The sequence below is a fragment of the Candidatus Planktophila versatilis genome (assembly GCF_002288265.1).
Lineage (GTDB): Bacteria > Actinomycetota > Actinomycetes > Nanopelagicales > Nanopelagicaceae > Planktophila > Planktophila versatilis.
Map to the genome: position 1 here is coordinate 1,264,382 of NZ_CP016778.1, position 13,316 is coordinate 1,277,697.

Annotated in this window: 12 protein-coding genes and 1 tRNA gene; 4 read left to right on the forward strand and 9 right to left on the reverse strand. The window is 46.9% G+C overall.

What is annotated here, in order from left to right; all coding sequences use genetic code 11:
- Positions 1 to 3: 3 nt before the first annotated feature.
- From A1sIIB76_RS06545 to A1sIIB76_RS06560, 4 genes are all read right to left on the reverse strand, one after another.
- Positions 4 to 990: an ABC transporter permease gene (locus A1sIIB76_RS06545; RefSeq protein WP_095675391.1), complete on the reverse strand. Its 987-nt coding sequence runs from the start codon at positions 988 to 990 to the stop codon at positions 4 to 6.
- A gap of 14 nt (positions 991 to 1,004) precedes the next feature.
- Positions 1,005 to 2,495, reverse strand: a complete 1,491-nt coding sequence (locus A1sIIB76_RS06550; protein ID WP_095697298.1) for a sugar ABC transporter ATP-binding protein — start codon at positions 2,493 to 2,495, stop codon at positions 1,005 to 1,007.
- Between the two features lie 55 nt (positions 2,496 to 2,550).
- Positions 2,551 to 3,564 carry a sugar ABC transporter substrate-binding protein gene (locus tag A1sIIB76_RS06555; RefSeq protein ID WP_095697299.1) on the reverse strand — a complete coding sequence of 338 codons (1,014 nt, stop codon included), beginning with the start codon at positions 3,562 to 3,564 and terminating at the stop codon, positions 2,551 to 2,553.
- 251 nt (positions 3,565 to 3,815) lie between these two features.
- Positions 3,816 to 4,943, reverse strand: coding sequence for a mandelate racemase/muconate lactonizing enzyme family protein (locus tag A1sIIB76_RS06560; protein WP_223298151.1), 1,128 nt, complete (start codon positions 4,941 to 4,943; stop codon positions 3,816 to 3,818).
- 149 nt (positions 4,944 to 5,092) lie between these two features.
- Between A1sIIB76_RS06560 and A1sIIB76_RS06565 the strand changes: the two genes are divergently transcribed.
- Positions 5,093 to 6,109, forward strand: a complete 1,017-nt coding sequence (locus tag A1sIIB76_RS06565; protein ID WP_095697300.1) for a LacI family DNA-binding transcriptional regulator — start codon at positions 5,093 to 5,095, stop codon at positions 6,107 to 6,109.
- Positions 6,102 to 7,250 (forward strand): MmgE/PrpD family protein, encoded by a 1,149-nt coding sequence (locus tag A1sIIB76_RS06570; RefSeq protein ID WP_095697301.1) that lies wholly within the window; start codon positions 6,102 to 6,104, stop codon positions 7,248 to 7,250. Before A1sIIB76_RS06565 ends, A1sIIB76_RS06570 begins: the two co-directional genes overlap by 8 nt.
- Here A1sIIB76_RS06570 and A1sIIB76_RS06575 read toward each other — a convergent pair.
- The 3 genes from A1sIIB76_RS06575 to A1sIIB76_RS06585 all read right to left on the reverse strand — a co-directional run bounded on the left by A1sIIB76_RS06575 (position 7,208) and on the right by A1sIIB76_RS06585 (position 10,198).
- Positions 7,208 to 8,260: a Gfo/Idh/MocA family protein gene (locus A1sIIB76_RS06575; RefSeq protein WP_095697302.1), complete on the reverse strand. Its 1,053-nt coding sequence runs from the start codon at positions 8,258 to 8,260 to the stop codon at positions 7,208 to 7,210. The genes A1sIIB76_RS06570 and A1sIIB76_RS06575 overlap by 43 nt on opposite strands.
- A 100-nt stretch (positions 8,261 to 8,360) precedes the next feature.
- Positions 8,361 to 8,449: transfer RNA gene (locus A1sIIB76_RS06580), tRNA-Ser, on the reverse strand.
- Between the two features lie 126 nt (positions 8,450 to 8,575).
- Positions 8,576 to 10,198, reverse strand: coding sequence for a hypothetical protein (locus tag A1sIIB76_RS06585; protein WP_095697303.1), 1,623 nt, complete (start codon positions 10,196 to 10,198; stop codon positions 8,576 to 8,578).
- Positions 10,199 to 10,390: 192 nt separating this feature from the next.
- Here A1sIIB76_RS06585 and A1sIIB76_RS06590 point away from each other — a divergent pair, with 192 nt between their 5' ends.
- Entirely contained in the window at positions 10,391 to 11,002 is a 612-nt protein-coding gene (locus tag A1sIIB76_RS06590; protein ID WP_095697304.1) for a Rieske (2Fe-2S) protein, read from the forward strand.
- A gap of 44 nt (positions 11,003 to 11,046) precedes the next feature.
- Positions 11,047 to 12,456: an aminopeptidase P family protein gene (locus A1sIIB76_RS06595; protein ID WP_095697305.1), complete on the forward strand. Its 1,410-nt coding sequence runs from the start codon at positions 11,047 to 11,049 to the stop codon at positions 12,454 to 12,456.
- 169 nt (positions 12,457 to 12,625) lie between these two features.
- Here A1sIIB76_RS06595 and A1sIIB76_RS06600 read toward each other — a convergent pair whose 3' ends face one another.
- Both A1sIIB76_RS06600 and A1sIIB76_RS06605 read right to left on the reverse strand, forming a co-directional pair.
- Complete coding sequence (locus tag A1sIIB76_RS06600; RefSeq protein ID WP_095697306.1) at positions 12,626 to 12,964, reverse strand: fluoride efflux transporter FluC; 339 nt, start codon at positions 12,962 to 12,964, stop codon at positions 12,626 to 12,628.
- On the reverse strand, positions 12,961 to 13,314 hold the full coding sequence (locus A1sIIB76_RS06605; protein ID WP_095697307.1) for a fluoride efflux transporter FluC: 354 nt from the start codon (positions 13,312 to 13,314) through the stop codon (positions 12,961 to 12,963). The genes A1sIIB76_RS06600 and A1sIIB76_RS06605 overlap by 4 nt, the downstream gene beginning before the upstream one ends.
- Positions 13,315 to 13,316: the final 2 nt, after the last annotated feature.

The following is a 13,316-nucleotide window of genomic DNA, read 5'->3' on the forward strand; positions in this document are numbered from 1 at the left end:
GCGTTAACTCCTAGTGCTATTGAGTTTGGCTCGAATAGAGTCGAAGGAAACAGCAAGAATAAGCATCAAGCCTTGAGCAATACGCTGCCAGAAGGTTGGTACATCCATCAGAATCAGACCGTTGTTCAAGATACCCACGATGAGTAGTCCTAGAACTGTTCCTAAGATTGAACCTCGGCCACCAGCAAGGCTGGCGCCACCAAGAACGATTGCTGTGATCACCTGAAGTTCAAGTCCTAGACCTGAGTTTGGAGAACCTGCAGAAAGTTGTGAGGTAAGGACAGCACCTGCAAGAGCCGATGCAACTGCAGAGAGAATAAATGTCTGGAAGATAATTCGATTAGAGCGAATACCTACAACACGGGCTGCATTGGGATTTGAACCAATTGCATAAATTGAGCGACCAAACTTTGTATATCGAAGCGTGATCGCTCCAAGAAGAGCAATCACCGCGAAAATGATGATTGGGAGTGGAATCTTGAGCGGTTGAGCGGTTCCTAGCCATTCAAAGTCGTTCATGCCCACTGTCTGGCCGTTACCAATTAGAAGGGCTACTCCATAGAGGAATCCAAGGCCGCCAAGGGTGGTAATCAGCGAGTTAACACCAACGACGGTCACAAGGAATCCATTAAAACATCCAAAGACCAATCCAAAGGCGAGAACTGCAAGCATTCCAACTGCCACCCCTTGGGAGTTCACAACTTGAGCAAGCATCATTCCAGATACTGCAGCAGCTGATCCAACGGATAGATCGATATGACCTGCGATAATTAAAAATGTAGATGGGATACAGACAATTCCAGTTACTGCAGCGTTGGCAAGAATATTTCTGAAGTTTTCGACTTGGAAGAAGTATTCGCTGGCGACACTGAAATACATCATCATCAAAACAAGCACAGCAATAAGCGGAGCGGTGTCAGGAATCTTGCGAGACTTCTTTGCACCATCTTCGGTGCCTGCTGTCACTGATTTAGCTCTATTCTTAATCATTTTGCTATGTGCTCCTAACTTGACGCTTCTATTAGATTGCTGGCTTGAACAAAATCATCGGTAAATTCTGCAGATATTGCACCCCGGGAAATGACGAGTGCACGGTCTGCGAGAAGAACTACTTCTTCATAATCAGATGTGGCAACAAGAACAGCCATGTTGCTCTCTTTCGCTTGTTTACGAATAATTTCATAGATATCACGACGCGCTCCAACATCCACACCTCGTGTAGGTTCAACAAGGAGAAGCACATTTACCTTTGCCTCAAACCAACGGCCAAGAAGAACTTTCTGCTGATTTCCACCCGAGAGAGTTGAAATCTCTTGTGATGGCCCGCGGCGCGAGCTGATAGAGAGCGCTTCTTGCCATGTTCCATAAGCCTTTTCTTCATCTGCGTTCTTCACAAAACCAAACTTAGCCATCCGATCCCATGAACTAACAGCGAGATTTTCGGCCACAGAGCGAATCGCAAAGGAGCCAAGTCGTTGGCGGTCTGCAGGCAGGTAGCCAATCTTCTTAGAGGTAGAGTCTTGCGGAGACTTAGGAGTGAATTTCTCTCCGTACATGCTTATCTCGCCAGACTTAAGTGGGCGCAAACCAAAAATACTCTCGAGAATTTCAGAGGTGCCAGAACCAATTTTTCCAAATAAACAGAGAACCTCACCTTGATGAACATCAAATGAAATGTCATTAAAAACATGTCCGTCCGAGAGGTTATTCACAACTAGGGCGCGAGTATCTCCTTTCGAAACTACTGGACGTACGTTTTGTACAGTTGCGTGGCCAAGCATCGCAGTTACCAATTCTTCACGTGAGACTTCTTGAGCCACTTCATTGAGTACAGAGTCGCCATCACGGAGCACCTGTACGCGGTCTGCAACGCGGTTGACTTCATCAAGGCGATGGGTGATGTAGACCATTCCTACACCTTGGGCTTTTAGTTGATCCATTACTTTAAAAAGGCGCTCAACTTCAATGTTTGAAAGAGCTGCCGATGGTTCATCCAGAACAAGAATTTTTGCATTTTGAATAAGAGCTCGTGCAATCTCAAGCAACTGCCGCTCTCCCACGCGCAGTGAGCCTGCTTCTGCATCGAGTGGAATATCTACTTCGAGCCGATTAAGGACTTCTTTTGCCTTTGCCTTCAGCTCTTTCCACGCAATCTTTCCACCGGATGTCGGCCATTGGCCAAGAGAAATATTTTCAGCAACGGTGAGTGCGGGAGCATCGTTAAGTTCTTGAAAAATCATACGAATACCGAGTTCTCTCGCTTTAAATACATCAAGCTGAGAGAACTCGGCACCGTTAACTTTAATAACGCCCTCTGTTGGAGGAATATCCCCCGCCAGAACCTTCACGAGAGTGGATTTACCTGCTCCGTTCTCCCCGAGAAGTGCAATGACTTCCCCGGCGTTTACAGATAAATCCACTCCGTGCAGAACTTCCACACTGTTATAAGACTTCTTAATGCCTTCCAAACGAATCAATTCCGTCTTGTTCGACATTTATAGAAACCCTTTCTAGCAGTTGGTTGTGAAGCGTTTTCCTACCTATGCAGTATTACGCGCACTTCGCCTTTGAAGCTGGGAACAACTTAAATACATTGTCCCCAGTTACTGCGACGTGCTTGATCTTCAATTGGAAAGGAACTTTCTTTCCCTTGATGAGGTCAATAAGGTAAGGAACACCAATCTCGCCGTAACGCTCTGGGAAGTAAGCAGTTGCTCCGATCCAGTTAGGGTTCTTAGCGATATCGCAGTGAGCTGAAGCAGCTGCACCTTGTGAACCTGCATAAATATCCTGGTCGCGACCGATTGCTCTTGCAGCAGCGAATGCGCCTTGGATACCTTCATCGTTAATTGCTACAACAGCAATCTTCTTTGCGTTAGGAAGGGTTGTAAGTGCATCCTTCATCTTTGCAAGAGCTGGCTCAAGACGACCAGCATCAATCTGGATCAACTTGTCACCAATCTTGCCGCAAACTGATTCGAAGCCTGTGCGGTATCCGCCCATACGTGCAGCGTTTACAACTCCAACTCCGTAATCTTCGAGTGAGATGAATGAATCAAACTCACAGTTGAATGTCTTCTTGAAGTGTTCGCCGAGTGCTTTTCCGGTTACTTCACCGGCGTAGCTGTTGTCAGCTCCCATGAATGCGTCTTGACATGGATCTTGCTCAATATCAATTGCAATAACTGGAACTTGTGGGCCTGCCTTACAGATTGCTGCAGAGGCTGATGCCACAGGCTGAAAATTCAAGATACCGTCAACTTTCTTTAACTTAAATGTCTTTGCACAGTTTAGTGCCTTTGCAGCATCAAGTTTAGAGTCACAGTAAATTACCTTTGCTCCTGCTTTCTTAGCTTCACGCTTGATGGAATCGCCAACATCCTTACCGAATCCGATTGCATCATCGAGTCCGATATATCCGATTGTGATTCCCTTACCACTGCCTTTGACCGCTGGACGGAACTCATACTGTCCTGCTGTAGCAGGAACTAGCGTTGAACCAACTAGTGCAGCAATTGCTAAAGCCGAAACAATACCTACTCGAGCTTTGGATAAAGTTTTCATCGTTCACCGTTACCTTTCACTAACTTCGTTTTTTGATGAGGGATCCGTGTCGAATTCCCCATAAGCATTTCTTGCCTTAACTGGAATCCTTTCCTGCCAGGTGATGTGTGTCAATAGAAAACTCACCAATTACTCAAGATAAACTTATGTTATAAATTGAACAATGCATTGAAATACCCAGATTTTTTGAACAGGCGCACGTATTCGTGCGCAGTATTTCTACTTACCAATTCACCTGGTCAGGGACGAACTTACTTTAGCTCTGAAACCCGTTCAGCAATCCGGTACTTCTTGATGTAATCACGGTCGAGTTCCCAACCGAGCCCAGGGGTGTCATTGAGCTGCATATACCCATCTTTCAGCTTTGGACGGTTGGCGATCATGTTGTGCCAGATGGGATCTCGCATTGGGTGGAAGAACTCAAGGTAGGTACCGTGAGGAATGGATGCAAGTAGATGTGAAGCTACTTGTGGCTCTTCATGGTGTGCCATCTTTACGTCATAAACAGTTGCGATAGCCGCCGCCCGGCGCCATTCAGTTGGCCCGCCAGACCATGATGAGTCAAAGTTGCAGTAATCGATAGATCCGGTCTCCATCAGATCGCGGCAGCCTGCTGCTGAAAATTCAGTCTGTCCGGCAGTAACAGCGACGTTGCCGATATAGCGAACATCGCGCATCGCTTTCTTATCATTCTGCCAAATGCATGGCTCTTCAAACCATAAGAGATTATCGTCGGCAACTAAGTGTGAGAATTTAATTGCTTGCGGAACCGTGTAGCCCTGATTGGCATCTACTGCAATGCGGAACTTATCTCCACCCACACGTCGAGCTTCTTTAAAGCGCTTGGCATCCTCTTCTGGCTCAAGTCCACCAATTTTAAATTTCATTCCGGCAAATTCTTCTTTGAGTAGGTATTCAACTTCTTCTTGAATCGTTAAATCACTTCCGTAGTAGCCGCCGATTGTGATGACCGGAATCTTGGAGCGATAGCCGCCCCATAGCTTCCAGAGTGGTGCGTTATATGCCTTGCCAAGAAGATCCCACAAAGTCACATCGATAGAGGCAGTTGCCACTAATCCAAGGCGACGATCACGAAGAATGTCCCATGTTGCCGGGCGGCAGAGCTCCCACAGCTTTTCAATTTCAAATGCATCTTTACCCAAAATCAATGGGGCAAGCTCTTCATGAATAATATTGTCAATTTCAAGTAGCCCCGCATCTTCATCTCCCGCATAAGCCTCACCGACGAGGCCAGATTTAGTGAAGATACGAGTGATGGTTGTCGAGCGGTGAGTCATCTTGTAGTGACTGCCCTTATAAACCCGCTCTAGGGGAACACGGACTGACTCAGTTTCAACACGAGTGATGGTTAGGTCCACGTTGCACCTCCTGGGATAGTAAAACTGGAAACGATTCCTAATTCTAAGCAGGAATCTGCCTTTGTCAATATTTACCCCGGAAATCTTTTCTGGGAATAATTTCCAGGATTCATTCTCATTCCCTCGTGCCAGGACTACCCTGGCTGACCATGGGAAAGAATCGAATCACGATTCATGATGTTGCCGCCAAAGCTGGCGTCGCAATTTCTAGTGTTTCTAGAGTTCTCTCCGGCCATCGCGATGTCTCAGAGAAAATGCGCGAAAAAGTCGAGGCAGCAGTTGCCCAGCTTGGATACGAACCAGATCACTTGGCGCAATCACTGCGCAAAGGAGCTACCAACACGATTGGGTTCATGATTCGAGATATCACCAATCCCCTCTTTTCAATTGTTGCACAGAGCGCTGAGCACGAATTACGTAAAGCTGGCTATTCAATCATCTTGATTAATTCACATGGAGATTTAGATGCCGAGAAAGAGAATTTTGCACTCTTTAAGCGTCGCCGAATCGATGGTGTTATCGCTTCCCTTGTCTCCGAAGACTCTCCATATGTTCGCAACACGATTAATGAACTAGGTGCCCCAGTAGTGCTTTTAGATCGGGAAGTGACTGGACTCAACGCTAGCGCTGTAATCTGCGATCATGCGCAAGGCGTAAGAGAAGCCACAGCGGACCTCATTAAGAATGGCTACAAGCGAATTGCTTTTGTGTCAGGGCGAAAAGATGTCTTTATCTCTCGCAACAGAATTAAAGGTTATGAGCAAGCCTTATCGAATGCAAAAATAAAAATTGATGAGGATTTAATTCGACTTGGTAAATTTGGGGAACAATTTGCATACGAACAAACTAAAGATTTGTTCTCTGGTAACAAATTACCAAATGCGCTGATTACAGGTGGCATTGGTGCTTCAACCGGAGCACTTCACGCACTAAAAGAGTTAAAGATTAAGCCTGGGGCCGATATTGCCTTCGTCGCACTAGATGAATGGCCCATGTTTGATCTTCTCTCCTCCGATTTATCCTCGGTCTACCGAGATCCGGAAGAGATGGGGCGGCAATCTGCGCGCTTGATGTTAGATCTCATTGCAGAAAAGGCCCCATCGCAAGCAGTTGTTCCCACAATCTACCGACCACGATCTAGTAGTAAGGCTCTCTCTCATGCATGATCCCAAACTTGGAAAGTTGATGATCGAAGCACTGACGCAAAACAATCTTGAAATCAAAGAAAACCGCCTTGAAATACTCTTCCAAGATTTTGTGGCCTCTGCTGTTTTAGGTGAAAAGCACTATGGGGTGAGCGCACCGGCGCTCTCCTCGGGCATTAGTGAAAGAGCTGTGACTTTAGGTCTCTATACCAGCGCACTTGATATGGATGATGTGAATTGGAAAGTACTCACTCATCCAGGTTCAATCATCTGGCCTATCGCAACATCGATTGGAATCGAGCGCGGTCTGACGCTCAAGCAAGTCTATGAAGCTGCTGCCTACGGATATCGAACCGGGGCAACGATTGCCAATTTCTTTGGACCACTGCATAGATCTAAATGGCATGTCACAGCAACCAGTGGAGCATTCGCTGCAACAACAACTGCTGCAATCGCACTTGGGCTATCAAGAGAGCAACACGTAAAAGCACTACATATTTGCGCTATGAACATCGGTGGTTCTTCGCAAGCCGTTCTCGAGCGCAAGGGTGCCGCCCAAACAAATCGTGCTTCAGCTATTTCACTTGGAATTACAAGCGCTCATGCCGCACTTGTTGGCGCTCCACACGCAGAAGAAATATGGAGTGGGCCTCGCGGGCTCTTTGAGCTATTCCTTGTTGAAGGATCAACATCAGAAATTCTCAACGGTATCGATGGTGTGGCAATTCGTTTAATGGACGCAAATGGATTTGTTCATGCCGCCCTTGCTGCTGCATTGAAATTACGTGAAGTGCATAAAGAAAAAATCGAATCCATCACAGTCGTGCTCTCAACTTCTGTTGCCTCAATACTGGATGCCTCACAAGGCGGGCCGTGGTGGAACCCAGCTTATGCAGTTGCAGCGCTCTGGGAATCAGGAGATCCAACTAACTTGCAAAGCGCCTCTGAATTTCTTGCTGTGACACACGTTGAATTTGAAGAGATGCCAATTGGCGCCGGAAAAGTGCGAATTAAAACAGCGAGTGGCGAGCATGAGGAGTACGTGGAACTAGCGCCCGAAGAGAACACTTGGCGCGATGTTAAATGGGGCAATGCAGGAATCAGCAGTGCGGAAGATTCTTACAGACGGTGCTCAAGCTTTCCACTTGCCGCACTTCGATAAGCAATATCCAAAGCTTCTACCGAGCGAGCGCCGAGTTCTCCTGGTGAGTAGTTCCTAAACTTCTCACCCTTACCCGCTGCAACAAGTGCGTCAATTGGTCCCTGACAGTTGTAATAACCGGCATCATCATCAAGATCTAATCTGATGTTTTCGCCTTTGTAATACAACCAGACCGCTGCCCGCTCAAGGTCCAAAAGGATTTGGCCATCAGAGCCAATAGCTCTTAATTCAAGTGCGTGGTAAGCCTTATGGGCTTTTGCGTGAGCAGAGCCACCAGAGACGGAACCGATTGCACCGCCTTCAAATCGATAACTGATCGCATCGTGCATTTCAACAGGAGCATTCATTGGATAAGACATCAAGGCGAAACCAGACTCAGCTCTAGCACCAGTTGCCCACAAACCCATACCTAGTGCGTGAGAAAGCTGTGCCTGACCATATCCGCCGCCAGAAAGTGTTGGATCGGTCCAAGTTTTCTCATCAGGCAAGGATTCTGGTGTCGCATCCGGATAAGCACCTGTGTTGGAGAGAAGTTCTCTTGTCATAGAAGACATATGAATAGTCAGATGTTCTAAATCACCAATTCCATACTTTTCCATTAAAGCTTTCGCCTCTTGCATCATTGGCATGTAATTCCAACCAAAGGCAATGATGAGCTCTTTACCTACGCGCTTTGCGGTTGCATCAAGATCCCATGCATCTGTCGGGTTGATGGTTACTGGCTTTTCGCACATAACATGTGCGCCAGCCTCCAGCGCCGCTTTTGCATGCTCATGATGTAATCCTGTTGGGCTACCAATCACGCAAATGTCTACTCCGGCATTTAATACATCGCGATAATCCTCAGAGGCGACTTTAAATCCATAACGATCTGCAATCTTTTTCAGGATTTCTGGACCTTTACGTGAGATTCCCACAAATTCGAGGTCGTCATGATTTGCAAGATGCGGGAGGTGTGAAGCGATTGCCCAACTTCCAGCACCGATGACACCAACACGTACTTTTGCCATTTTTATTATTCTTTCCCTTTGGGTGTGCCCAAGTATCTAATATTCCTATCAAAGGTCAAGAGTGCATTTCATATTTTTGCGTGAGAGAGGAAAGATTGAGCGGAGACGAGGAGATTTGAACTCCTGAAGGCTTTTACACCTTACCTCGTTAGCAGTGAGGCGCACTCGACCGGGCTATGCGACGTCTCCGAGTTGCAGGGCAAGTTTAGCGCCTCTGCCCAGGCATACCTAACCCCTGTATAAATGGCGAGAGAGCGGCCCGCTGTGTAGCGAACCGCTCTCTGCCTTATTCAGTTGTAAATCTTCATTTACTTATTAAGCAAATGTGACCTTTGTCCAGTCAACTGCAAGGTGGTAGTACTGACCGCCTTCAATTGCCTTGCTATCAAGTGCCATCACTTCAGTTGTTCCAAGGCCAGCAACCAAATCTGGGCGTGCCACTGAAAGCTTTGAGTGAACCTGTGCGTTCAAGAAGAAATGTGACTTTGTGTCGCCACTTGCCTTCAAGAACTTGTTGACGTTGATGATTCCTGATGATTCTTCATCTTGGGTGATGAACTTTGCTGCACCTGTGATGAAGTACTGCTCGTCAAACTTTGCAATCTCGGCGAGCTTGCCATCAGAGATACGGTATGCAACTAGGCGAGCAATGTGAGCATTGTTGCCTGGATCTTCCTGAATCAGGATGTAGTCACCATCAATGGTTAGGTTATCTGGCTTAGTAAGGTACGGAACTTCGGTACCGTTAAGCAGCATCTCAATTGTTGCACCCTTAAATGGATCCTTTGCATCAGCAAAAGTCATCTTCCAAAGTGCGCCACCATCACGTGAGTATGTAGCACCTGGACGTGGTGTTGTTGCTAGCGGATCCTTATTTGATTCTGTTGTAACGAAGTAGAAGACGTTTGGATTCTTTGAATCAAACTCGCCATCTTCGATACGTGAGAATGTCGTTCCGTTAGCTTGTGACATTGTTGCAAGCTTTCCGAACTTAGGGTTTGTGTTAACTTCATTGAAGCCAACCTTGATTTTTGTGCCCTTTGGGGCTGTGCGAACAGCGTTATCTGTGCGGTAGTTCTCTAGCGCAATTGTGTAGAGCTTGCCGTTTGTGAGGCCAGCCTTCTCAGCAAAGTTAGCTCCTGTTGTCTGCTTTGTACCGACATACATGTAAAGCTGGCTATCTGTTGCGTTGCCATCTTCATTTCCCATAACAATCGTTGTCTTACCTGTACCTGGCTTTGTAAGAAGGTTCTCCCATGGAGCAAGACCCATCTTTGGAAGCTGGATTCCGTTACCGTCGACGTCGAATGCGAAAGCACGTGACTGGTCATCAGAGCCTTCTTCACCTGTGAGGTAGACAGCATCCTTGTAACCGTAGGTAACTGTCTTCTTTGTCTTTGCATCTTTCTCGCTATACGCAAATCCACCTGCCGCGACCAAGTCACCTGAACATAGGCGGTTAATTCCGTTGGTGCCGATGATTGATCCATAAGCATCAGTGGCTGGAGTGCCTACTGGAAGTGACTGCTCCCATGTTGAACCCCACTTCTCGGTGGCGTAGTTGTAGTAGGACATGCTCTTCATCCAGCTTTCCATCTTTGTGATCTTCTTTGTTGCCGGATCGAATGTCATCTTTGAAATTGATGATCCCCATGTTCCGGTGTCTTTCTTATTTGCGATATCTGCACCAGTTGAGATTTCATGGTTTGAAAGCAGGGTCAGTGTTCCATCTGCGTTTTTCATCGCGCCCATTCCATCTGGAACTCCACGAAGTACTTCGTTTGAAATTTTGTCGCCTGTTGTTGCGATAACAGCAAGTGAAGCGGCATCTGTTGCGGGAATTAAGTAGACCGGCGCTTCTGCTGCAGATGCACTCTGAAGAACGAGTGATGATGCAATCACACCCGTAGATACAGCTGCGAAGAGTTTCTTCTTCATTTATTACTCCTTAGGTAATACCTCACGGTGAGGTTTGCGCGAAGTCTTTAGGTGAGAGTTATATTTCCAGTAACAACCAGGCAAATTGTTATCACTTTTTATATGAATGCATGGTGTTGCTTTTTGTCTCCATTAATACTGCGTTATCCTGGTGTTTACTTTCATCACCTAATTCCAGGGAATAATCGTTACATGTCACACTTCTCACGCAGACAGATTCTTCAAATTCTCACTGGAGTGGCACTTCTTGCCAACCCATTTATTGCTGAGGCTGCTCAAGTTCCGACTCTGAAGTGCACACGGGTGGGGCAAACGATTATTTGGCGGGATAAGAAATACACATGTGTGAAATCTGGTAACAAGCTAGTGTGGAATAAAGGTGTCCCGGTCACACCAGCCAAGCCAACTCCTTCGGCTACAACTCAACCTTCCACGCAGCCAACTCCCACCACTTCAACTGCACCGCACCCTGCCTACACGCCTCCACCAGATGAGTTTGCGGTAGCGAAGAGTGCGAATCTAAAACTTAACCAGCCAATCTCGGTGAGTAACCCCTCACTTAATTACCCAGCGCGGGGTTACATCCTCATTCGCCGCGAAGATGGCGTCATTGCATTTAGCAATCGGTGCACCCACTTGGGGCGTGATGTCGAGATCTCTGGTTCTCAATTAGTCTGCTTTGCACATGGTTCATATTTTGAAGCGACGACCGGTAAGCCAACTGGGGGTCCGGCGACAAGAAACCTCATCCTGCTACCCACGATAGAAAGGGATGGCACCATCTTCGTCGTTGATGCGCCTTGATACATCCATCTTGAACTTACTGCGGTAAGTCCTAGGATTGCACAATGAGCAGCGAGAATACCCAAGCACCGCAAGAGCAAACCGCACGGGTCCATGATCAGGGACCTTCGCACCTCTTCGCTGAGTTTATGAAAAGTGGCTGGGCCGAAAGTGAACTCACTGAGTTAGAGCCGCTGGAAGTTGTTACCTATGCTTACTCCCGCAGGCAAGTTCTCTCTGCGGCATACCAAGGAATACGACTAGTAATTCCTGCCGGCGAACTCAAAGTGCGCGCAGGTGATACCGATTACAACTACCGCCCTGATAGTGCTTTTGCTTATTACAGCGGGGTGCAAGGACCTGATGCAACAGCTGATGCGGTACTCATACTTGAACCGAGTGGAGATTCACACATTACCTATCTCTATATGAACCCACGTTCAACTAGAGATACTGAAGCTTTCTATCGCGATGCAAGATATGGCGAACTCTGGGTAGGTCGCAGATTCACATTGTCAGAGGCTAAGGCGCGCTACCAAATTGAAACCAGGAATTTGAGTGAGCTCAAAGAGTTACTAGCTGATGGCAAGAAATCACTCTCGCCTGCTGATAAGGATTTTGCAACGTTCATCTCAGAACAGCGCTTATGCAAAGATGAATATGAGGTGCGTGAACTGCAGCGCGCAGTTCACGCAACAACACTTGGGTTTAATGATGTCATTAGCTCCATTCCGGCCGCTGTTCAAACCTCGCGCGGTGAACGAGTACTAGATGCCGCTTTCTATGGCCGCGCCCGCATATTAGGTAACGATCTTGGTTACAACACCATTGTGGGCGCAGGTTCACACGCGTGTGTACTGCACTGGACACGTAACGATGGCGATCTGCATCCAGGTGAACTTGTCTTAATCGATGCTGGTGTTGAAATGGAATCTTTCTACACCGCCGACATCACTCGCACTTTTCCAATAAATGGCAGGTTTTCTCCGGCACAACGTGCGCTCTACCTGCTTGTTTATGAAGCTCAGCTCGCTGGTTTTGCCGCCGTTAAACCTGGAGCGCTATTTTCTGATGTAAATAAGGCATGCCAAGAAGTATTGGCACGTGGTTTAGCCGATATGGGAGTTCTCACCATCTCGGTCGAAGAATCAATGAAGCCTGAGGTAGGTCTACATCGTCGCTGGACTTTGCATGGATCAAGTCATCACTTAGGTATTGATGTGCATGATTGCGCCCAAGCACGCAAAGAGATGTACTCCGATGCACCATTGCGTGAGGGCATGGTATTAACTGTGGAACCCGGTCTATACATCCAACCTGATGATGAACTCTTCGCACCTGAATATCGCGGTATTGGTATTCGTATTGAAGATGATGTTCTTGTAACAAGTGATGGATATAGAAATCTTTCTGAAAACATCCCGCGCCATCCTAATGATATTGAAATGTGGATGAAGCGAGTCTTAGAGCGATAAATAGAAAGCAAAAAGTGGACGACTCCCTCGAAAAACATCGCCCACTTTTTGTGTCCCGTTACACGCAATACACGCCATAACGAAGGAAAAATAGAGTGTCTTGGGGTCTAGAAAGTTAATGAAAAGTGAACTTCTGCCAGCCTAGACTTGAATTAATTAGCCTCTTTGGCTAGCTGACCAAGTTATAGCCCAGATAAGCGGCCAGTAAGCCAAAAGTAATTGAAGCTAAGAGGTTAATTGCAACTACCTTGTAGTGCTTGAGTTCATAGCCAAGATAGAGATCAACGATAAATGTGGACCATGTTGTGAAGGAGCCGGCAAAGCCAACGGCCAGAAAATCGTGCCAGTGCTCGGTTGTTGCAAAAGTGAGCCCGATAAGAAATGAGCCGAGAATGTTTACTATGAAAGTTCCAGCAGGTTTATCTGTAAATTTCTTGAAATATTGATCAACTAAGAATCGTGCAGGGGACCCGATAGCTGCGCCAATAATGACCATGAACACATTCATATTCGAGCCTTCACAACTTTTCGCGCGATTTTAAGTGAAAGGTAAGCCACTATCAATGAGGCAACCACGTTGATTAATAAGTAAGTAAATCCAGCTTCATCAGGTGCCACAGCTTCATATGTCACAGCAGAGAATGTGGAAAGTCCGCCGCAGAAACCTGGAAGTAAGAAATAACGTAGCTCTGTAATGCCGCGACGCTCCATCAACACTAGGAAGAAGATTGCTAAAGCTACTGCAAGTAGATTGGCGGCAAGTGTTCCGTTACCACTGTGTGGAATTATTAAAGAAAGTATCCAGCGGGTAAGAGAGCCGAGAACTCCCCCAAGTGAGACTAGCCAGACCGCCTTCAGTG

Coding starts and splice junctions, on each gene's coding strand:
- A1sIIB76_RS06545 (WP_095675391.1), bottom strand. CDS start 990: ATGATTAAGAATAGAGCTAAATCAGTGACAGCAGGCACCGAAGATGGT.
- A1sIIB76_RS06550 (WP_095697298.1), bottom strand. CDS start 2,495: ATGTCGAACAAGACGGAATTGATTCGTTTGGAAGGCATTAAGAAGTCT.
- A1sIIB76_RS06555 (WP_095697299.1), bottom strand. CDS start 3,564: ATGAAAACTTTATCCAAAGCTCGAGTAGGTATTGTTTCGGCTTTAGCA.
- A1sIIB76_RS06565 (WP_095697300.1), top strand. CDS start 5,093: ATGGGAAAGAATCGAATCACGATTCATGATGTTGCCGCCAAAGCTGGC.
- A1sIIB76_RS06570 (WP_095697301.1), top strand. CDS start 6,102: ATGCATGATCCCAAACTTGGAAAGTTGATGATCGAAGCACTGACGCAA.
- A1sIIB76_RS06575 (WP_095697302.1), bottom strand. CDS start 8,260: ATGGCAAAAGTACGTGTTGGTGTCATCGGTGCTGGAAGTTGGGCAATC.
- A1sIIB76_RS06585 (WP_095697303.1), bottom strand. CDS start 10,198: ATGAAGAAGAAACTCTTCGCAGCTGTATCTACGGGTGTGATTGCATCA.
- A1sIIB76_RS06590 (WP_095697304.1), top strand. CDS start 10,391: ATGTCACACTTCTCACGCAGACAGATTCTTCAAATTCTCACTGGAGTG.
- A1sIIB76_RS06595 (WP_095697305.1), top strand. CDS start 11,047: ATGAGCAGCGAGAATACCCAAGCACCGCAAGAGCAAACCGCACGGGTC.
- A1sIIB76_RS06600 (WP_095697306.1), bottom strand. CDS start 12,964: ATGAATGTGTTCATGGTCATTATTGGCGCAGCTATCGGGTCCCCTGCA.